Genomic DNA, 19,496 nt, shown 5'->3' on the forward strand with positions numbered 1-19,496 from the left:
TACGATTCGCCACGGTGGCGCAACCCGCACGCGCGCGTGCGGCAACCACTGCACCACCGGCCACCAGGCGCTGTCGGTCCGCTAGGTCGGCGAGGTCGGCGCGCTGTCCTGTCCGTCGCGCGCTTCGGCCACGCCGGCGCGGCTGAAGCGGATTTCCTGCGGCGACTGCAGTGCGATGCCGGCACTGGTCATGCGCTGCAAGAGCGCGAAGAACAGCTCGCTGCGCACGCCATAGGCATCGCGTGGACTGCTGACGTAGGCGAACGAGTTGAAGTTGATGTGGCCGCCGGCCAGCGAATCGATGAACACCGAGGGCGCCGGCTCGGCCAGCACCTTGGCGTGTTCGGCAAACAGGGTCAGCAGCATGTCGCGCACCTTGGCCGCATCGGCTTCCAGCGGCACGGAGAACTGCAGCTGCACCCGACCCATCGGGTTGGAGAGCGTCATGTTGCGCACGCTCTTGGTGATCAGCTCCGAGTTGGGCACGATCAGGGTGGAACGATCGCCCACCTGGATCTCGGTCGCGCGCACGCTGATCCTGCGCACATCGCCCTCCTGGTCGCCGATGCGTACCCAGTCGCCGATCTTGACCGGCCGCTCGGCCAGCAGGATCAGGCCGGAGACGAAGTTCTGCGTGATCGCCTGCAAACCGAATCCGATACCCACCGACAACGCGCTCAACACCAGCGCCAACCGCTTCAGGTCCAGGCCCAGCGCAGTCAGTCCCCACACCACCACCACCAGCCAGCCGAGATAGCGCGCCACCGTGCTGATCGAATTGCGCGCGCCCGCATCCAGCTCGGTCTTGGGCAGATAGGTGTTGAGCAGCCACTGCTGCACCACGTGCACCACGCCCAGCCCCAGGAAGAACACCAGCAGCGCGCGCGTCACCGCGGCCGGCGTGATGGTGAGCTCGTTGCCGATCTTGATGCCGTGCGAAACGTTCTCGACCCAACCGGTCACCGCCGACAGATTGGCGCCGAAAGGCGTCACCAGGGCCGCGATTCCCAGCAGGATCAACAGCACGCGCAGCACCGCCGACAGCAACAGGCCCAGTTGCACCAGACGCCCGCTACCCACGCCGGAGGCATGCGACAGCGCGCGACTGAAGCGACCCTCGGGCTTGAAGACCCAGGTCAGCAGATCGTCGGCGAACACCACCAGCAGCCCGAGCAGGCTGCAGATCAGGGTGATCCAGATGATCTGGCGCGCGATGAACAACGACAGGTTGAGATAGCCGAACAGGGCCGCCAGCAGCGACACGATCACCGCCACATGCCCCAGCAGGCGAATCAGCACGATGAACCCGCCGCCACGCGACACCACCGGCGGCGGCTCGCTGCTATCGGGGTCGGCGGCCCCGGCGCTGGCGGCGCGTGCGCGCAACGACAGGCTCAGGCCAGCCAGTGCCGACAGGATCAGGCCCGCATACAACAGGGCGGCGACCGCGTCGGTCGCAGTGGTCGCCGCGGCACTGGTGCGCGCCACCTCGTTGAACTTCATCGCCATGCCGCTGAACCAGATCACCGCTGCGGTGGCCAGGCAATGCACGCGCAGGCGATCGACCGTGGCGTCGTCCAGCGGGAACAGGCGCCAACTGGGCTGATGCTTCATCAGCAGGCTGGCGCTGAGCGAACCGACAAAAGCGGCGACGAAACTGATGATGACCAGCGTATCGAGCAACTCGTCCAGATCGGGTGGCAGCGCGGCGATCGCGCGCACGCTTTCGGCCAGTGCCCAGGCTGCCGTGCCCAGGCTGAGCGTGCCCACCAGCAGAAACCACAAGGCCAGTCCGGAACGTCGCAACCGCCCGCCCGGCGCGCGCGAGGCGGCGTAGCGCCGGCCGAGATGGCGCAGAAAGATGCGCAGCGGCAATGCCAGCAGCAGCGCGATCATCGCGCCGGTCACCAGTCCGCCGACGCCTTGGGCGGCGATACCGGCGTTGAGCACCTGGGCGGCCTCGTCGTTCACGGCCTGCAACCGCGCGCGGTCGTCCGGCCATTGCCGGGCGATCTGGCTCCATAGCGCCGGCGACAATGGCGAGGCGACGCGTGTGGACAGCTGCACACTGAACAACTGTGCGCGCCTGTGTTCCAGGCGGTCAGCCAGTTCACCGGCTTCGGAGGCCAGCAGATTGGCGCGCTTGAGCTCCGCGTCCAGCTTGTTCTTTTCGTTCGCCAGCGCTTTACGCTGCTTTTTCAGGTCGCTCGGGTCAGTGGCCTGCTCCACCCCCAAGCCATCCAGACGCACGCTCAGCTGCTTGAGCGGCGCATCCAGCTGACGTGCCAGGTCCTGTGTCTGCCGTTGTGCCGCGGTGACCTGGTCGGTCAGCTTGCGCAGCAGGTCGGTGTCGGCTTTTTCCAGCCCGGCCTCGCCCTGGTCCAGCACCTTCTGCGCGTCATCCAGCTGGGTCTGCGCGGTCTCCAGCAACGTGACCTCGTCCTGGGCCAGCACGCCACCGGCGCAGACCAGCCAAAGGCCACAGCACAGCAACACACGCAGCAACGAACCCGAGCGGACAAGCGGAGCGAAGCGGAATTCGGACACAGGCAGGCATCTGGCAGGCGCGCGGCCGCGCGGTGCCGGCATCTTAAGCCACCCTCCCGGCCGGGCCGAGGCCTGCGGCGGCGGCGATTCATGCAGACGCAAGCGGCACGATCCCACTGCGCACGTCCTGCGCCATACCGCCGCCTGCCGCCACATGTCCGCAAGACATCTCCAAGGCGGGCATGGCAACACGACCAGCCGCAATGCGCGATCCAGGTCGCCCCTCGCCCGCCAGGCGGCGGGCGCAGCCACTGCCTGACGTCCCAGGCACCCTTGCACACTGCGACCTCGAGCGCGCTGTCGACGCTCGCCTGACGATCGCTCGCTACATCCAGTGAGCCACGTTCGATTGCCACCGCGCAGCCAACCCGCGCATGAACATGCGACGCCTTGTCACCTTGCGGCAACACCGGGCTATCGCAGAATCGAGCTACCGCTGCGGCAGACGCAGTGGATGACCGCGAAGGAGACACGCTATGCAGATTCAGATCCAGACCGACAAGCACGTGCCGCACGACCCGTCCGTCGTGCAGCATGTCGAGAAGACCTGCACCGCCCAGCTGGCGCATTTTGCCAACGACATCACCCGCGTCGACGTGCATCTGCGCGACGAGAACGGCCAACGCGGCGGCGCAGCGGATCGAACCTGCAGTATCGAAGCACACGTCGCCGGCCTGCCGCCGATCGCCGCGACCAACAGCGCCGAAACCACGGCCTCGGCCGTGACCGGAGCAGCACGCAAGCTCCGCACCGCCATCGAACACGCTCGCGGCAAGCAGCACGCACGGGCCACGGCGCCGGCACCCGACAACCTCTGATGCGCCGCACCGGCAGGGCACGACAGCGTGCCCTGCGGTGCACATGCACTTGCGCCGCCAACTCGCCGGCATACTCACCGCACCAGCGCAGCAAGCACTCCATCGACGCGGCCGGCATCCAGGGCCGTCGCTCAAGACAACCGCATCCCGGTCCGCGGGTTGATCCTGCGGCAGCTTCCTCTAGTCACGGCAGTGCCGACACCTGCCGCCAGCACCGCGCGCCCAGGCAAGGCAAGGGCCGGCCATCCAGGCGGACGCAGGATCGGATTTTGAATCGCCCTAAGGTTGCTGCTGGCGCCATGACGCATCGCGGGCTGCCGATCATGATCGGCGGCGATTTCAAGCCATTCGTGCCGGTCGACGTCCGGACCAAACATCCGGGACGTCCAGCCTGAGTCTCATGCGTGGTGCCATGCGCATGCCGATGCCATGCGAGCCCATCGCCTGCGGAGTCCATCGCTCCCGGACAGGCCGTTGCGCGAGCGTCTTGAGGGCTGGGGCTATCAAGCATCCTCGTGGGAGCGCCGGCCCAGCCGCATGCGCGTCCCTGCGTCATGCCATCGCACAGGACACTGGTTGCACGTTGCTGCGGGATCCTGGCCGCACCAGACGTCCTGCATCCACTGCCCGCCGATCAGACGCGTGAGGTTGAAGCACGTCAGTGCCACCTCGTCGATGGAACCTGCCCACCACGCGGACGCAAGGGTTAGCCCGCCGGGAGCGGTGCGCATGGAAACAGCCAGCCGTGGTGTTCCCTGTGCAGTGGCGCGACAACTGTTATATAATAACAATCATTGGTTACAACATAACATTGCCGCACAGCGTCCAGCTGCGGCCACTCGCCTTGCACAGACACCACCTTCCCGTATGAAAAATCGTTCCGTCATCAGGTCGCCCGGGTTGCTGGCGGCAGGCATCATCGCCCTGGCTTGCACGGCGGCACCGCTGCAGGCGCAGCAGCGCGACAGCGTCGATACGAGCGATCTCGGCCAAGACACGGATGCGGCGTCTACGGATACGGCGTCTGGCGAGCAGGCAACCACGCTCGCACCGGTGCTGGTGACAGGCAGCCATATCCGCCAAGGCGCGGCAGGCGGCGCGTCACCAGTCATCGTGTTCGAAAAGCAGGCCATCGAGCGTGTCGGCGTTGCAACACTGCAGCAGTTCTTCGAGAAGCTTCCGCAGAACTTCGGCGGCGGCGCCAACGGCGCCAATGTCGCCAACCTGGGGCTGGACCGCGACACCGGGAGCAACTTCGGCCAAGGCACCTCGATCAATCTGCGCAGTCTGGGGACCGGTACCACCTTGACGCTGATCAATGGTCACCGGGTGGCGTCGTCCAACCGCTATCAGTATGTGGACGTGTCGTTGATACCGCTCAGCGCGGTGGAGCGCGTGGAAATCCTCACCGATGGTGCGTCCGCCATCTATGGTGCCGATGCGGTCGGTGGCGTGGTCAACATCATCCTGCGCAGCGACTTCACCGGATACGAAACCGCAGTGCGTGCCGGCACGACCACATCCGGGGGCATGCAGGAATACCAGGCGTCGCAGGCCGGTGGCTGGGCCTGGGATGGTGGCCATTTGCTGGCTACCTACGAATTCCTGAAGCAGGACAACCTGTCGGCAACTGATCGCGATTTTTCCAAGGACGTGACCGTCACGCCCTACGATCTGTATCCGGGGTCCAGGCGCCACAGCGTGTATATCGATGCGGGCCAGCAACTGAGCCAGGCGCTGTCGCTTGCGGTGACAGGCTCATTCGCCAAGCGCGCCATGGACACCACCATTTCCGGAACCGCCGATGAAACCCACCTGTTTCCCCGGACACGGCAGTTCGACCTGTTCGCCGGATTGACGCTGGACCTGCCACGCCAGTGGCAGGCCCGCCTGCAGGGCGGATGGGGCAGGAATACGGTGCGCTACGAGCGCACGACCATTGCGGGCACCTCCGCCATCACGGCGCGCCCGACGGACATGCGCTCTGACACACGCTATCTGGAACTGATCGCCGACGGCGAACTGATCTCCCTGCCCGCCGGTGCCGCGCACGCGGCCGTGGGTGCCAGCGTGCGACGCGATGGCTACGATTTCTACGATTACCGCGGCCTGGAGAAACCCTTCGACGTGCATCGCACGATCCGGTCGGCGTTCGCGGAGTTGAACGTGCCGCTGCTGAGCGACCTGCCTGGCGTCCGCGCGCTGTCACTGACGGCCGCAGCGCGCTACGACGACTACAGCGACGTCGGTTCCACCCTCAATCCCAAGTTCGGACTGCTGTGGGAGGTGGCCGATGGGCTGTCATTGCGGGGCACCTACGGACGCTCCTACCGCGCCCCGGTGTATCAGGACATGCAACCCAACAACACCGCTGTGGTCGCCCGTATTCCCAATCCCGCTGCCGCCAGTGGACGTACCGTGCTGCTGATGCTCGCCAACGGCAACCCCGATCTGGGCCCGGAACGCGCCAGGACCTGGACCGGCGGCGTGTCGTTTGCGCCCCGCGCCGTCCCCGGGCTGAAGATCGATGCCAACTACTACCGCATCACTTACCAGGACCGCATCGACAGCGGGTTCGCGGGCAGTTTCCCTTCGCTGTTCCTGGGGCCGACGGCGGCCTACGCCGATATTCTGACCTTTGCGCCGACGCAGGAGCAGATCCGCAACGCCAGCCAGATCGGCCTGGACGGGCTTGGCTTGTTCCTCTCGCAGGTCGGCCCGTTCGCGCTTGCCCCGGGAACCGACCAGACCAGTACCGAGGTCATACTCGACAACCGCTTCCGCAACAACGCCTCCACTGCACAACGCGGAGTCGATCTGGATGCGTCCTATGCCTTCGATGCCGGCCAGACCAGCATGGCGATCAACCTGGCCGGGCAGTACATCATCGACTCCACGCGCCGGGTGACCAGCACCGCGCCGGAAGTGGAGGCGTTCAACGCCGTCTACCTACCGATCGATCTGAAGCTGCGCGGCGGGCTGACCGCGACGCGGCACCAGGCATCGGGCGGGGTATTCGTCAACTACGCCGACAACTATCGTGACCCGGCCAACCTGCGCGATCGGCATGTGGCCTCCTGGACCACGGTGGATGTGAACCTTGCCTACCGGTTTGGCGCCGCGTCCGGCATGCAGGACCAGACCCGTGTGGCCCTGAACGTGCAAAACCTTCTTGATCGCGATCCGCCCTTCGTCGTCAACGGCATCAATACCGGTTATGACCCGACCAATGCCACTGCCTTGGGGCGCTTTGTGTCCCTGACGCTGACCCATCAGTGGTAATGCACGCAGGAGATGCGCATGGCCGCCCACGCTGCCGATGACACCATGAGGGTGTCCGCGCTGTCGCAGACACGCGGTGTCCTCGCAGCCCAGCTCACCGTGATGTGGCGCGAGCGACGCGTGGCGTGGCTGGCGCTCGTGGCGGTGATCCTGGCCTGCACCTCGGCGGGTACCAGCGCTGTCCACCTGGCGGCGCAGGCGCGCGAGCGGCAGGCCGTGGCCGCAGAAGAAGCCCGCTTGTGGAACCACCAGGGCACGATCGATCCGCATGCGGCCGCGCACGTCGGCCGGGCGATCCCCGCGCCGGTCCGCCCGCTGGCGAGCTTCGATCCAGGGGTGTCGAAGGTGGTTGGCACCTCGGTGTTCATCGAAGGCCATGCACAGAACCCGGCGCGTCACCGGCCGATCGAGCAAGGCGCCGCGCTGAGCCGCTTCGATGGATTTTCCGCCGCATGGGCGTTGCAGGTGATCGCACCGCTGCTGCTCATCCTGGCCGGCTTTTCCAGCATGTCCGGCGATGTGGCCCGCGAACGCCTGCGCCAGGAGCTGGCGGCCGGCGGCGCAACCACCGCCCTGGTCGGCGGCCGGCTGCTCGCCCTGGCTGCCGTCGGCGGCCTGCTCGCGCTTCCCCTGCTCGGCGCTAGCCTGCCTGCCATCCTCCTGCAGGAGGCCGGCGCTGCCACAGTGAGCGCCGTGCTGGCCATGGCGGTCGGCTACCTGCTCTACCTGCTGGCGTTCTGCGCGTTGACAACTGCAATCTCGGGGTTGTGCCGGTCGGCACGCACGTCGCTGGTGATCTTGCTGTGCTTCTGGGTCGTGGCCACCCTGCTCGCCCCCCGGATGGCGCCCGCGGTGGCCGAGAGCCTGGTGCCCACCCCGTCCGCGCCGGCCTTCCGGGCGGCGGTCAGCGAAGAAGCCGAACGTGGGGTCGATGGCCACGACCCGGCCGACGTGCGCCTGGAAGCCCTCAAGGCCGAGTTGCTGGAACGCTACGCCGTCGACAGCGTTGACAAGCTGCCGGTGAACTTCAGGGGCGTCGCGCTGGAATTTGCCGAGAACAATTCCACCCGGACCTATGCGCGGCATTTCGAACGTCTCTACACCGCGTATCGGCAGCAGGAGCAGGTGCAGCGCGCGCTCGCCGCCCTGTCGCCGACGCTCGCGTTGCAGCCGTGGTCACGCGCATTCGCCGAAACCGACTTCGCCGCCCATCTGACCTATCTACGCGGCGTGGAAGACTATCGCTACCGGCTGATTCAGGCGCTGAGCCATGAGGTCAAGGCCCACAAGCCCGCACCAGGCGCGCGCCACCATGTGGCCGATATCGCCAGCCTCACGCGTGCGGTCGCCTATACGCCGAAGGCGCAGACGCTGCCCGGCATCGCCGTGGCGCAGTTGCCCAATCTGCTCATCCTGCTCGGCTGGACGCTGTTGGGCCTGTGCCTGACGCTGCTGGCCGCTGCACGCCTGGGGACACGGGAATGAGCAGCCTCGCCGTCGCCGGCTACGAGATGCGCCGCCTGCTGCGCGACCGTGCGCTGCTTGGCCTGCTGGTGCTGCTCGGCGCGCTTGCAAGCTATGCCGCCTGGAACGGCCGCGCGTGGGTGGACCAACGCATGGCGGCCATCGGGCTGCTCGCCGCCGAAGAGCACCAGATGCTCGCGCGTGCACGCAGCTTCGTTGGCACCGCGCCCTCGGTGCTGCCCCGTGTGCAGCCGGTGCTGCCACCGCGACCGATGGCCGCGGTGTCGGTCGGCCAGGCCGATGCCTATCCGTTCACCGCCGATGTGGTCGCGCTGGGAGATGCCACCACCTTGTTCAAGCGCGTCTGGGCCGATATCGGCAGCCCCACCGCCCGGGCGGCCGGACCCTTCGACCTGGCCTTCGTCATCGTCTTCCTGCTGCCGCCAGTCGTACTGGCCACCAGCTACGACCTGTGGTCGCGGGAGCGCGAACGCGGTATCGACGCCATGGTGCTGTCGCAACCGGTGGCGCTGGGCAGGCTGCTGGCGGTCAAGGCGCTGACGCGCGGGATGATCGTGCTGCTGCCCGCGACGACGATCGTGCTGGCCGCCGCGGCGTGGGCGGGTGCGCGCGCCCCGCTCGGGCTGGCCTGCCTGGCCCTGATCGTGCTGAGCTACGGGGCGTTCTGGCTGGCGGTCTCGGTGCTGATCGGCCTGCGCGCGCGGCGATCCACCGAAGCGGCGATTGCCGCAGGGGCGATCTGGCTGCTGCTGGTGGTCATGGCGCCGTCGCTGACCTTGGCCGGGATCGATCTGCTGGCCCCCGCGCCGTCGGACCTGCGCTTTTCCACCGAGATCAAGGCGCGACTGACAACCCTGGCCGAACGCCAGCGCCTGCACCGCGCGGCCCATCCCACCCCGGTACGCTCGCCGGCCCCGACCCTGCCCGACCAGTTGCGCGACAGCTATGCCGACCTGCTTGCGACCGACCGCGCGTTGGCGCCGTTGCTTGCCGAGCACCGGCGCGCGCAGGACGCGCATCGCCAAGTGATGGATCGCGCACGGCTGCTGTTGCCGTCGGTGGCCGCCCAGGATGCGCTGGACCGCCTTGCCGGCGCCGATGCCGATCACGCGCTCGCCTTCCAGGACCAGGTCACCGTGTTCTGGCAGCAACGTCGGCGTCTGCACCAGGCCTATCTGGATCGCGATGCTCCGCAGACACTGGCCGAATACGACACGTTGCCGCGTTTTGCCTTCCATGATCCCCCCGGCCCGCTGCGCCGCGGACTGCTCGCCGACCTTGCAGCGCTGTGCGGCGCCATCGGGCTGCTGCTTGTCGCCGCCTGGGCCATGCGCGGCCAATCGACCACGCCGTAAGGAGCACCCTATGCTGTGCGCAAAACGTCTGACCAAGCACCACGGCACCCAGCGCGCACTGGACAATGTGAGTTTCAGTGTGGCACCCGGCGAAATCTACTGCCTGCTCGGCGCCAACGGCGCCGGCAAGTCGACCACCATCAAGTTGTTCCTCGGCTTCATGACCCCGACCTCGGGTGTGGCCGAAGTGGATGGTCTCAATGCCCAGGATGCACCCCATGCAGTCCGCCGCCGTCTGCTCTACATTCCTGAAACCGTGGCGCTGTATGAAGAGCTGACCGGCTACGAGAACCTGGATTATTTCGCGCGTCTGGCGCAGGTGGCCGATCGCACGCCGGCGCGCCTGCGCGATGCCCTTGCCGCGGCGGGGCTGGTACCGGGCGTTTTCGACCGCCGGGTCGGCCATTATTCGAAAGGAATGCGGCAGAAAGTCGGCATCGCCCTGGCCATCGTCAAACAGGCCAAGGCCTTGCTGCTCGACGAGCCGACTTCCGGCCTGGATCCGGAAGCATCGGCCGAATTCCACGAGCTGCTGGTGCGCCAACGCGACCGTGGGGCGGCGATCCTGATGGCCACCCACGACCTGTTCCGTGCGCGCGAGGTGGCCACCACCATCGGCCTGATGCAGGCTGGCCGGCTACGCCGCACGGTAGACGCGGCAACCATCACCGCCAACGACCTGGAAGACCTCTATCTGCAGGAAATGAGCCGGCACCGTTAGGCCGCGATGGCGGCGCCAGTGCCGGTACTCGCCGACCAGCGCCGCAGCCAGGCTTCGATGTTGAGCTGCGGGCCGAAGATCCCCAGCGCCTGCAGGGAATGGTCCGGGCTCACGCGGCCGATGCCGGCGTCGGCAAGGCGGCTATCGATCAGTCCGCGCCGGGCCAGATGTCCATCGACCAGCAAGCCCCGGATGAAGTCGCGGTGGTGCTGGATGACGGCCACCGAGTGATCGTCCAGATAGGACTTGATCTTGCGCGACAGCAAGGCCGTCGGCAGCAGGCCCTCGAAGGCGCGGCGCGCCACCGTGCGATCTTCTGCATCGGCCATGAGCAGGTGCAACGGGATGCGCGCAAACAGCTCCACCATCGGCTGCGCGCTGATCGGCGACACGCCCTGCCACGGCCCCGCGCCTTCGAACGGGTCCAGCACGCTCAGCGGAAACACCATGCGGCCGATGTGCGCCATCTTGTACGGAGAGATGCGGTGCCCCTGGGCGATGGCATGACGCATCCACGCGGGTTGCCCAATGCCATGCGCGCCGGCATCGGCCAGCACCCATTCGCAGGGATTTCCCCAGTTCTCGTTGATGCGCGCCGGCTTTTTCAAGACGCCATGGCGCAGCGCGTCCTTGATCACGCCGTAGAACGAATCACCCGACTGCGCGGTTTCGAACGCCACACGCAGGAAGGTGCGATCGATACCCTGCCGCCAGGCGTAGTCGATCGCGGGCGCATTGCCCTTGAAGCGCAGGAAGACCCCGTCCCCGCCGACGCCGGTGAACTGCACCGGCTCCCTGCCCGGATCCTTGCCAAGGCCGGCACGGCGGTGCAGAAGGTATCCCGAACAGTGCGCCGGGCGCGCGGTCACCGGAAACGCCATGATGTCTTCCAGCGCGCAGTGCGGTGCCCGCTGATACTCGATGAACTCGCAGCTGCGGCCGGCAGACGCGCTCGCCCCTGCCACCGCCATGCGCGCGAATGCCCTCTCATCAGCGCCAATCCCGGAATCGTAATGGTGGACGCACTGCACCTGTGGGCGCGAGGGAGCGTGCAACAACCCGGCCAGCAGGATCGACGAATCCAGGCCGCCGGACAGCTGCAGCTGCACATGCCCATGCTGGCTAGCCAGGGCGCCGATGCAGCCCAGCAGCGTCGAACGCGTGAGCTCCACGGCTTGGTCCAGGTCGGTGATCGGATCCTCCACCGCCTGCCTGACCACGTCCCAATGGCACTGCCGCGCAATCGGTCTGCCCGCGCGGAGCGTGAGGCCTTCGCCGCCTTCCAGCGACTGGACCTGCGCAAAGCCGGTCTGGCTGGTGTCGCGGAAGGGAAAAAGCAGGGCACTGGTCACATAGGACCAGTGCAGCGAAAATTCCCTCAACTGCAGTTTCAGGCAGTCTTCCATGCAGGAAAAGATCAGCGTCACGCTGCCGACCTCAGTGACGAAGCACGGAAGTTCCGCAGTGGGATCGCGCACGGCGAACCAGCTACGTGCCGATGCGTCATGACCGAAGGCCACGTAGCGTCCCCAGTAGCGTTGCACAAGACTGGCGCCGCCGCTCGCGCATACCGCATCGGCCGCATCGTCGTCGAAGCGGGCAGGTTCGGGCACGTTGCCGTTTGCAAACGCCTTGGGAAAGAGCTTGCCAAGAATTACCAGCGAACCGACCCGGGTGCACTCAAAAAATCCCGGATCATCGCTCTGCCAATAGATCGCCGCGCCCTGTTCGCGCAGCGCGCAGCGCACCCCTGCAAGCTCGGTCTCGATGCGAGCGATCGCCCGCGCTGCCTGGTCTTTGGATCCAGGCGACTCCTCGTTCCAGAACACGGCGACATAGCGATACATGGGCAGGCGCGTCACAGCACCAGGATGGGAACCATCCGGCGCAGGTTGAAGGGAATGTCGGTCAGCACGTAATCACCGTATTGCAGCCAGCAGTGGGCGGCGAACGGAAACGTACGCACAGCAAAGACCCAGGACGGAAAAAATCCATAACGCGAGAGAAACTCGCTGAGCGCAAGGCAATACAGGAAGCACTCGTCGGTCTTCTTGAACGCAAACGGGCGCAACCAATCGAATACCCGCACCAGCCAAGCCAACCGATCCAGTTGTGATTCCTGCAGGGATTGATCTGTCGCCCGCTTCTGGACCCTGGCCACGATTGTCTTGAGGGAAACGCATTTTTTTGCGCAGGCAGCAACCGCCACCGCCCACGCAAACCTGCGGACATCGCGTGGCGTGATGGTGGGGCATCCACGCGGCTCACCCTCGCGTAACCAGCGGCGCGGCAATGCGATCGTCACGCTGGTCGCGGGCCGCCCCAGTCTTGAATCCCGGGTGAGGAGACCGCGTGCAACCAGGGTGTCCAGGATCGGCGTCCGCTTCTGACTGCCGGGCGGCACGGGCCACCCCAGAATCTGGCTGCCCAACGTGGCTGACTGCTCCCTGCCGATGGCCAAATACTTACCAGTGGCCACGTCCAACAGCACGACGACTCCACCGGCAACACACACATGCGCATCCATGGACAACAAATACGGCTGTGACGATGCCAGATCGCGCATGCAAGCTCCCATTGGTGACAACAAGGCGGTGCGTGCACTGCACGCACCGCCGACCTTCAGTGCCGCCGGTTACGGCGAGGTGGTCGGGAAGATTCCGTCCCACAACGTCCCGTGGCTGTGCGCCTTGGTCTCGGACACCACTGCACCCAGCTCGATGAGATCACTGCTGCCATCCTCTTGCTTGTTGGAATGGCCCGCCAGCTCCAGGTCGATCGACTCGTTCATGCGTGTTTCCTCTGGTCAGTAAGTGGACGCATCCAGAACCCAATGGATGCGCTCGTAACAGCCGCGGTATGCATTCCACACCGGCAATTGCATGCGCGGCAGACAGATGTTACAAGGTAACAATTGAGAATGTATCGATTTATTTTCAGACGCGGAAAGATACGCGTGACATTAATCACATAATCGATCACGCCAGCCTCGTCGGGCGAACCCATCCGCAAGTTTCTCAGGGAAGTTTTCATGGAGGTCGAAGAACGGGACGACGCGTGTGACCCGACGCTTCTCGTGCACGGGTGGTATCCCGTCTCGCGGCTGATCCGTTTTATTCGCGAGCGCTGTCCGCCTGGACGTGGACGAAGCAGTCCAACTTCAGCAATGGCGCAGCGCGCATGCAGTAACCATGGAGTTGGCCAGCCAGGAAGCCGGTCACGCCGAGGCGGTCGGCATCCAGGCGCTTGCGGACGAGCTGCAGCCGCTCGCAGCCGCAGCGCTACGCCAACCATCGATGCATCGGATCACCAGCCAGGTGCCACGTACCTGGTGCATGGTGGAGGTCGACAGGATGATCGTGTTCCAGGAGTCACTCAACCTGCGCCATCTTGCTGCGCTGAAGCAGCGCTTTGCTGCGGTGCCAAGCACGCACGAGGTCATGGCCCTGGCAACGGGCCAGGGCGCAGATGCGCATCCGCCGGTACGGTACGCACAGGCCGATGGCGACCATGCCTTCGCTTCGGCATCCAACGATCTGCGCTTCCTGGATGTGGCGGTGATGGACCCATCGGCGATCCAAGCCTATGAGCCGTTCGGCACAGCCAGCCACGCCATCGTCATCTACCTGGGTTTCAGCGACAACGTCATCAGCGCAACCCGGGTGGGCAAGCGCCTCATCCTCACCAACGGTTCCCACCGCGCCTACCTCCTGCGGTCCCTGGGCATTCGTTTCATCCCCTGCCTGGTGACCGATGCCAGCGATGCCGACATCGCCGACATCCTACTGCCCGCAGCGGTCAAGCAGGACCGTGATTTCTATCTGCGCGCCCCGCGCCCGCCGCTGTTCAAGGATTACAACGACACGCGCCTAACGCAGACCGTCTCTGTGATGAGGAAGAACTACGTGCTGCGGGCCAAGCTGGATCTCAAACGGACCACCGTGCCGGCAGTCTGAGGCCCGACGCACGCCGCCGCCAGACCGGCAGGCCTGGGCCTGGTACCGGGGTGGCGGTCGCTGTCGTATCGCTGCTGGCCGCGCAACCAGGCGCCATGACGACTGCATCGCGCATCGGCGCTGGCTCCACCGGCAGGAGATGCCATGCATGTGCAGGCGCAGGCAATCGATCTGCCGTCGACGCGAGCGCACGCGGCTTACGCAGATGTATCGCGAACCGGCCGCGCATGACTGTTTGGGACCGCACCGGGCGATGCCCGCGCATGCTGGCTGTCGCCGCCCAGCCAGATCACCCGATCGGTGGGCGCAACGCCGCTCCGGCGATGAGTGATGGCAAGAATGGTGACGTCGGCGGCAATGGCACGCAAGTGCATCATCACTGCTTGCTGGGTGTCCTCGTCCAGCGCGGAACTGGCCTCGTCCAGCAGCAGCACGGCGGGACGGCCATACAGCGCACGGGCGATCGCAATGCGCTGGCGCTCGCCACCGGAGAGCTTGAGGCCGCGCTCGCCGACGATGGTGTCCAGCCCGTCCGGCAGCGCATCGATGAGCGACAGGATCGCCGCATTGGCCGCCGCCTCGCGCAGGCGCGTGTCCTCGCGCGGACGTCCAAGCAGGATATTGTCGGCCAGGGTTTCGTTGAGCAGCATCACTTCCTGTGGCACCACCGCCACGCAGGCATGCCAGTCGGCGCGGTCGACGTGGGCAAGGTCCACCCCGTCGACCAGGATGCGCCCGGCATCCGGTTCAATGCTCTTCAACGCAAGCCGAAAGATCGTCGACTTCCCTGCGCCGGTGTCGCCCATCAGGAAGGTGATGCCGCCACGCTCGACCTGGAAACTCACTCCCGCGACGCCTCGCCCATTGTCATAACGATACCCAACCGCATCGAACTCAATACGCCCATGACCGGGAACAAAGCGCCGTGCTCCATGCAGGCGCGGCTCCTCAGGCGCTGCCCAGAGCGTCACGAGCGGGACCAGCATCGCCTTGGCACGCCCGACATCGTCGATGGCGCGGGCAATCGCTTCGAACGGCGTGTTGAGCTGCAACAGCAATAGGTTGAACAAGACCAGATCGCCGAGACTGATCGCGCCGAGTTGATAGCGTGGCAGCAACAGATGGAACGTCACCCCGAACTGCAGCGCCAGGCCGAGCCCCAGCAGCGCGATATAGCCCAGACGCTGCAGCACATAGGCACGCCAGTTATCGCGCACCTGGCACGCCCGTTGCTCGAATCGCTGGGTCATCCAGGCATGGCTGCCGAACTGGCGCAGGGTCTCCATCGCATTCATCGCATTGCCGATGAAACGGGCATTCTCCTGCCCGGCGTTGGTCGCCGCCTCAAGATACACGCGCGCACGCCGCGTGGCGAAGGACGACAGGCCGATGGCCACCGCCCCGTAGACCACCACGACCACCACCAGCTGCAGATCGATCAACGCACCCAGCGTCAGGAGACTCAGCAGGATCTGCAACACCCCGGGAATGAAGGCCACCAGCGCCAGCTGCACCAGGATCTTCAGCCCGCTACGCCCACGCTCGCCGGCAGCCTGGATCTCCGCCGGATTGTGTTCGACGAAGAACGCCGCGGTCTTCTTGAGGATCGTGGCGAAGTAGCGGGTGCTGGCGATGAAGCCAAGGTTCTCCGAGCTCAGGAAGGAGAGGTATTGCACCATCTGCTGCAGGGCCGCGCTCGCGCCCAGCAGCGCTCCATATCCGGCGAATGCCCAGGCCAGCGCAGGGGCGCCATCCAGCGGCAGGCGGTCGATCAGACGCGAAAACAGCAAGGGCGCCGCCACGGTCGCGAGGCTGGCCACGACGACGACTCCAACCACGCGTAGCACCGCCCAGCGATCCGAGCGCCAGTACGCAGCCAGGACTTCAGATGCAGGAGAGATCATGCAGACCGGCCGCGTGGTGAATGGACGTCTGGCTGGCCGTCCTCGATGACCGGCCGACTTTTGCCACTAACGATGACATCCACTGCAGCTTGGGACGGGCGCAAGTTGGCGACCGCAGGCGCCTCATGCATGTCGAGCGAGCTGGGCGACTGCATCGACCAGTCGATGTATGTCGGCCACCGGGGTGAAGATCTGCGGTGTCACCCGCAGACAGGAGCCGCTGTGCAAGTCGCTGCGAACCACGGTGAAAATGCCGAACGCGTCCTGCAGGCGCTGTTGCAGGGCATCGAGGTCTGCCTTGGAAGATCGGCCGCGCAAGCGGAAGGCTCCCATGCCCGAGGCATTGCGCTCGCTCGCCGCTCCCAAGACCTCCACCGCCTCCATCGCCCCCAGCGCGCTAGCCCAGACCTGGTGCAGGTAGCGCAAGCGTGCCTGCTTGTTGGCGCCACCGATCGCCTGATGGAAGCGCACGGCGGCCGGGACCGTCATGAATGCGGCAAAGTCGGAAGTGGCTAGGTGGACACGGCTGGCCACATCGCCATCGGCGTCCGGTTCACCGGGAAAGGGCCTGACCTGCCCGAATGTGCCACGCCGCAGATACAGCGCACCGACGCCTACCGGCGAGCCGATCCACTTATGAAGATTGAACACCGCCCAGTCGACGCCCAACGTCTCGATGGTGAAATCGAGCAGGCCCCATGACTGCGCGCAGTCGCAGATGACCTGGATGCCGCGCTGTCTGGCAAGCGCTGCGATCCGGCGCACCGGCAGCACCAGCCCGTGCTGGTTGCTGACATGGGTCAGCAGTAGCAGCTTCAGGCGGGGGTGCGCATCAAAGGCCTGTGCGTAAGCGCGCACATAATCGTCGTCGGTGCCGCTACTCGGCAGTGCCAGCATGTGGCCGTCCACCTGCCGCGCGCGGGCCAGCCACGCCATCATGCGTTTGAACTCCGGATAATCCGCATCGGCCCATGCGATTGCATCGCCCGGCGACAATCCGTCGTACTGCGTGATCACGTTGACGAACGATTCGGTGGCGTTGCGGGTCAACATCACCTCTTCAACGCGCGCTCCAAGCGCATCGGCCACGACCGTCCGCGTGTGCAGGAAATCCGCCTCGTACTCACGCCTGGCGTACCAGGACAGCTCACGATTGACGCGGTGCGTGTTGCGCGCCAGCGCCTCTTCCACGGCAGTGGACATTTTGCCCCAGTAGCCGTGCTCCAGATTGATGATGTCGTCCTGCACCGGATACAGGCGCCGGACTGCCTGCCAGTGCGCCTCCTCGCGCGCCAACGCCTCCGGTGCCTGGCGGCTGACCGGCACGACGCTCGCGACCGGCGTCGCGAGTGCCGGAACAGCCTCGACCATCGCCATCGCGGCCGCCGAAGTGAAACGCATCAGGAAGCGCCTGCGGTCGTGCATGCCACGAGTCCGTCATGTGTTATTTAATAACAATAGCCGACCTGGGGCGCTACATCTAGCACCGCAGTCGACGTTGGGCACGCCTTGCATCTGCATGCTTGCCGTGCAGTGCAGTGCAGCGCTAGCACAGCCTACACCGGGCGCAAGCGCGATGCCGCCGGACCGAGAGACACAGCACGGGGTCCGGAGCCGGCTGCTCCATGCTGCTGCACCCACCCAGCCCAAGACGCACCTTCGATGCGCTGCCGTGAGCACCGCCGCAGGAATGCGTGCGTTGCGAGGCGCTTTACGGTTGCGAGACGCTTTACGGAAATCTCGCGCGCTCGCTTCAACCCACCGACGTCGGCCCCTGCCCAGGCATGCGCGATCTCAGGACCACGCGGCCCAAGGTCCCAGACATACGCCGCGTGACCCTGGGTCGGAAATGGATCGAATCCCCCCGAGTTTTGGAGCCGACGGCGACTCAAGGCGACAGGACATCGCACGACAGCCTTCAGGATCACCGGCCCATGCCTGCGTCATCTTTCCACGCTGGGTGAGCGTTGCGGGCGTCGCGCTGCGCACCGCAGAGTCACGTCGGGGCAGGGAGGTCTCCGTATCCGTGCAGGGAGCGCTGATACCGCGATCCACGCTTCCGCGACGCGGCTGGATTTCAATCGATCAGGGGATAAACCAGGGAATCTGCTGACAACAAAAAAACCCCCGGTGTCCCGGGGGTTTCTGGATCTTCCCGGATGGTCCCGGAAGATCTATCTGGTGCGCCCGGAGGGATTCCAATAAACAATATAAATTCATGATTCTTAAGGACTTATCCAGAAATTGTTGCATCAGCCCCCAACCCGAACCACGCGGCATCCCGGCGGTTGTCATCGCTATGCGCACGCCGGTGATGGTCAACGTATTCGGTCAGACTGTTGAGCACACCCCATGCAGTCCCGCGACTGGAGGTGAGCGTTGCCCCACGCCCAGCACTCTCGTACAGCGCGCGTACCCTTGCCACAGCCTGTTCATTGACAACTGCCGAGCCCGGCGTCGAGCCTCCATACACCAACACACGACGCAGCAGTCCCTCCACAGAATCCGGACGGACGGGCACATCGCACAATGCCTTCATCCGATCCACGAAGCCGTCCCACCCACCAACGACGATGCCGAGCTGCCGCTTGATAGCGTCGGGCTGGAACTGACTTCGATGCGGCACCTTGATGGCCCCAGCGCTCTGGTCCACAGCGATCTGCAGCGTGTTGTTGCATACCACGCGAACGGATGTGAACTGGGCTGTCGTAGCCAGTGTCCCGTCGCACGCTGTTGCCAGTAGCAGGTATCCATCAACCCTGTCGCGCCTCTTGAGGGCGGTGCTCTGTCCGGTCTTGACCAAGGCCCAGAACTTTCGTCCCCCACGCAGGACGCCAGCGGTCTCAAGTTCAATTCTATGAAGTGCTGTCAGGTCGCGGTAGAATTGCAGGATCTCACCAGGCTGCACGACCTGGAAGCGCTTGGACACCACCGCTAGCGGCGCCTGGGTGTCTGATCGATAGAGCACCTTCTGCTCAGGAAAGGCGGCGGTGCCATCTGAGCTACGGCCCTGCTTGGTGTAACGCACCTCCGATTCTTTTATCTCCCATTCCATACCGGACTGGCGCTTCCAGACTTCGATGGGTTGGCGCTTGCCCAGCTTGTTACCCAGGCCATGCCAGGGTGTCTGGCCCTTGTGTGCCATCGATTCAACAAGATGCACGTGTCTCTCCTAAATGCGGCGGCATAAACGCACAAGGCCCGGACGATGCCGGGCCTTGTGCGGTGCCTATGGATGATGGATCAGTCGTTACGGAAGAACTGTAATGACCCACCGGTTTCTGCACAGGTCAGGTGGGCTATGGTCGCAAACCGCGCTTCCATGGCGGAACGCCGTGCAAGGCCGACGTCCCCCCGTCCTGAGTAGCGGCCGGGTTTAGAATCCAGGGTTGATGATAGCGGCGTTTGCCAGTTGTTGGGCATACGCA

Annotated in this window: 14 protein-coding genes; 6 read left to right on the forward strand and 8 right to left on the reverse strand. The window is 65.4% G+C overall.

Features of this window, described 5'->3' with window-relative positions:
- Positions 1–81 precede the first annotated feature (81 nt).
- Positions 82–2,589 carry a DUF3772 domain-containing protein gene (locus XcodCFBP4690_RS19485; RefSeq protein ID WP_146091979.1) on the reverse strand — a complete coding sequence of 836 codons (2,508 nt, stop codon included), beginning with the start codon at positions 2,587–2,589 and terminating at the stop codon, positions 82–84.
- A gap of 434 nt (positions 2,590–3,023) precedes the next feature.
- Between XcodCFBP4690_RS19485 and XcodCFBP4690_RS19490 the strand changes: the two genes are divergently transcribed.
- The 5 genes from XcodCFBP4690_RS19490 (at position 3,024) to XcodCFBP4690_RS19510 (ending at position 10,208) form a co-directional block, all read left to right on the forward strand.
- Positions 3,024–3,365 carry an HPF/RaiA family ribosome-associated protein gene (locus XcodCFBP4690_RS19490; RefSeq protein WP_104543619.1) on the forward strand — a complete coding sequence of 114 codons (342 nt, stop codon included), beginning with the start codon at positions 3,024–3,026 and terminating at the stop codon, positions 3,363–3,365.
- Positions 3,366–4,232: 867 nt separating this feature from the next.
- Positions 4,233–6,647, forward strand: a complete 2,415-nt coding sequence (locus XcodCFBP4690_RS19495) for a TonB-dependent receptor plug domain-containing protein (RefSeq protein ID WP_104543621.1) — start codon at positions 4,233–4,235, stop codon at positions 6,645–6,647.
- An 18-nt stretch (positions 6,648–6,665) separates the two neighbouring features.
- Positions 6,666–8,132 carry a DUF3526 domain-containing protein gene (locus tag XcodCFBP4690_RS19500; RefSeq protein WP_104543643.1) on the forward strand — a complete coding sequence of 489 codons (1,467 nt, stop codon included), beginning with the start codon at positions 6,666–6,668 and terminating at the stop codon, positions 8,130–8,132.
- On the forward strand, positions 8,129–9,487 hold the full coding sequence (locus tag XcodCFBP4690_RS19505; RefSeq protein WP_104543623.1) for a DUF3526 domain-containing protein: 1,359 nt from the start codon (positions 8,129–8,131) through the stop codon (positions 9,485–9,487). Before XcodCFBP4690_RS19500 ends, XcodCFBP4690_RS19505 begins: the two co-directional genes overlap by 4 nt.
- A 10-nt stretch (positions 9,488–9,497) precedes the next feature.
- Positions 9,498–10,208: an ABC transporter ATP-binding protein gene (locus XcodCFBP4690_RS19510; RefSeq protein WP_104543625.1), complete on the forward strand. Its 711-nt coding sequence runs from the start codon at positions 9,498–9,500 to the stop codon at positions 10,206–10,208.
- Here XcodCFBP4690_RS19510 and XcodCFBP4690_RS19515 read toward each other — a convergent pair.
- From XcodCFBP4690_RS19515 to XcodCFBP4690_RS22835, 3 genes are all read right to left on the reverse strand, one after another.
- Positions 10,205–12,055, reverse strand: coding sequence for an asparagine synthase-related protein (locus XcodCFBP4690_RS19515; RefSeq protein WP_104543627.1), 1,851 nt, complete (start codon positions 12,053–12,055; stop codon positions 10,205–10,207). The two genes, XcodCFBP4690_RS19510 and XcodCFBP4690_RS19515, sit on opposite strands and share 4 nt — an antisense overlap.
- Before the next feature lie 11 nt (positions 12,056–12,066).
- Complete coding sequence (locus XcodCFBP4690_RS19520) at positions 12,067–12,774, reverse strand: lasso peptide biosynthesis B2 protein (protein ID WP_104543629.1); 708 nt, start codon at positions 12,772–12,774, stop codon at positions 12,067–12,069.
- 69 nt (positions 12,775–12,843) lie between these two features.
- A complete protein-coding gene (locus XcodCFBP4690_RS22835; RefSeq protein WP_167394717.1) occupies positions 12,844–12,999 on the reverse strand; it encodes a hypothetical protein in 156 nt (51 codons plus the stop codon).
- Between the two features lie 400 nt (positions 13,000–13,399).
- Here XcodCFBP4690_RS22835 and XcodCFBP4690_RS19525 point away from each other — a divergent pair, with 400 nt between their 5' ends.
- Positions 13,400–14,164: a hypothetical protein gene (locus XcodCFBP4690_RS19525; RefSeq protein ID WP_244183729.1), complete on the forward strand. Its 765-nt coding sequence runs from the start codon at positions 13,400–13,402 to the stop codon at positions 14,162–14,164.
- Between the two features lie 197 nt (positions 14,165–14,361).
- On the opposite strand, the gene XcodCFBP4690_RS19530 is transcribed toward XcodCFBP4690_RS19525, so the two are convergent.
- The 4 genes from XcodCFBP4690_RS19530 to XcodCFBP4690_RS23185 all read right to left on the reverse strand — a co-directional run.
- Positions 14,362–15,984: an ABC transporter ATP-binding protein gene (locus XcodCFBP4690_RS19530; protein WP_244183731.1), complete on the reverse strand. Its 1,623-nt coding sequence runs from the start codon at positions 15,982–15,984 to the stop codon at positions 14,362–14,364.
- A 207-nt stretch (positions 15,985–16,191) separates the two neighbouring features.
- The gene (locus XcodCFBP4690_RS19535) at positions 16,192–17,445 is read right to left on the reverse strand and encodes an aminotransferase class V-fold PLP-dependent enzyme (protein WP_244183732.1); all 1,254 of its coding nucleotides are present in this window, start codon (positions 17,443–17,445) and stop codon (positions 16,192–16,194) included.
- Positions 17,446–18,301: 856 nt separating this feature from the next.
- On the reverse strand, positions 18,302–19,231 hold the full coding sequence (locus XcodCFBP4690_RS19540; protein ID WP_104543635.1) for a DUF932 domain-containing protein: 930 nt from the start codon (positions 19,229–19,231) through the stop codon (positions 18,302–18,304).
- Positions 19,232–19,311: 80 nt separating this feature from the next.
- A partial coding sequence (locus tag XcodCFBP4690_RS23185; protein WP_430523616.1) for a hypothetical protein occupies positions 19,312–19,496 on the reverse strand: 185 nt, incomplete at its 5' end.

Source organism: Xanthomonas codiaei (assembly GCF_002939785.1).
GTDB lineage: Bacteria > Pseudomonadota > Gammaproteobacteria > Xanthomonadales > Xanthomonadaceae > Xanthomonas > Xanthomonas codiaei.

Excerpts from the sequence above, each read along its gene's own strand:
- XcodCFBP4690_RS19490 (WP_104543619.1), top strand. The coding sequence starts at position 3,024 with ATGCAGATTCAGATCCAGACCGACAAGCACGTGCCGCACGACCCGTCC.
- XcodCFBP4690_RS19510 (WP_104543625.1), top strand. The coding sequence starts at position 9,498 with ATGCTGTGCGCAAAACGTCTGACCAAGCACCACGGCACCCAGCGCGCA.
- XcodCFBP4690_RS19535 (WP_244183732.1), bottom strand. The coding sequence starts at position 17,445 with ATGGCGATGGTCGAGGCTGTTCCGGCACTCGCGACGCCGGTCGCGAGC.
- XcodCFBP4690_RS19500 (WP_104543643.1), top strand. The coding sequence starts at position 6,666 with ATGGCCGCCCACGCTGCCGATGACACCATGAGGGTGTCCGCGCTGTCG.
- XcodCFBP4690_RS19505 (WP_104543623.1), top strand. The coding sequence starts at position 8,129 with ATGAGCAGCCTCGCCGTCGCCGGCTACGAGATGCGCCGCCTGCTGCGC.
- XcodCFBP4690_RS19485 (WP_146091979.1), bottom strand. The coding sequence starts at position 2,589 with ATGCCGGCACCGCGCGGCCGCGCGCCTGCCAGATGCCTGCCTGTGTCC.
- XcodCFBP4690_RS19515 (WP_104543627.1), bottom strand. The coding sequence starts at position 12,055 with ATGTATCGCTATGTCGCCGTGTTCTGGAACGAGGAGTCGCCTGGATCC.
- XcodCFBP4690_RS19495 (WP_104543621.1), top strand. The coding sequence starts at position 4,233 with ATGAAAAATCGTTCCGTCATCAGGTCGCCCGGGTTGCTGGCGGCAGGC.
- XcodCFBP4690_RS19525 (WP_244183729.1), top strand. The coding sequence starts at position 13,400 with ATGGAGTTGGCCAGCCAGGAAGCCGGTCACGCCGAGGCGGTCGGCATC.
- XcodCFBP4690_RS19520 (WP_104543629.1), bottom strand. The coding sequence starts at position 12,774 with ATGCGCGATCTGGCATCGTCACAGCCGTATTTGTTGTCCATGGATGCG.
- XcodCFBP4690_RS22835 (WP_167394717.1), bottom strand. The coding sequence starts at position 12,999 with ATGAACGAGTCGATCGACCTGGAGCTGGCGGGCCATTCCAACAAGCAA.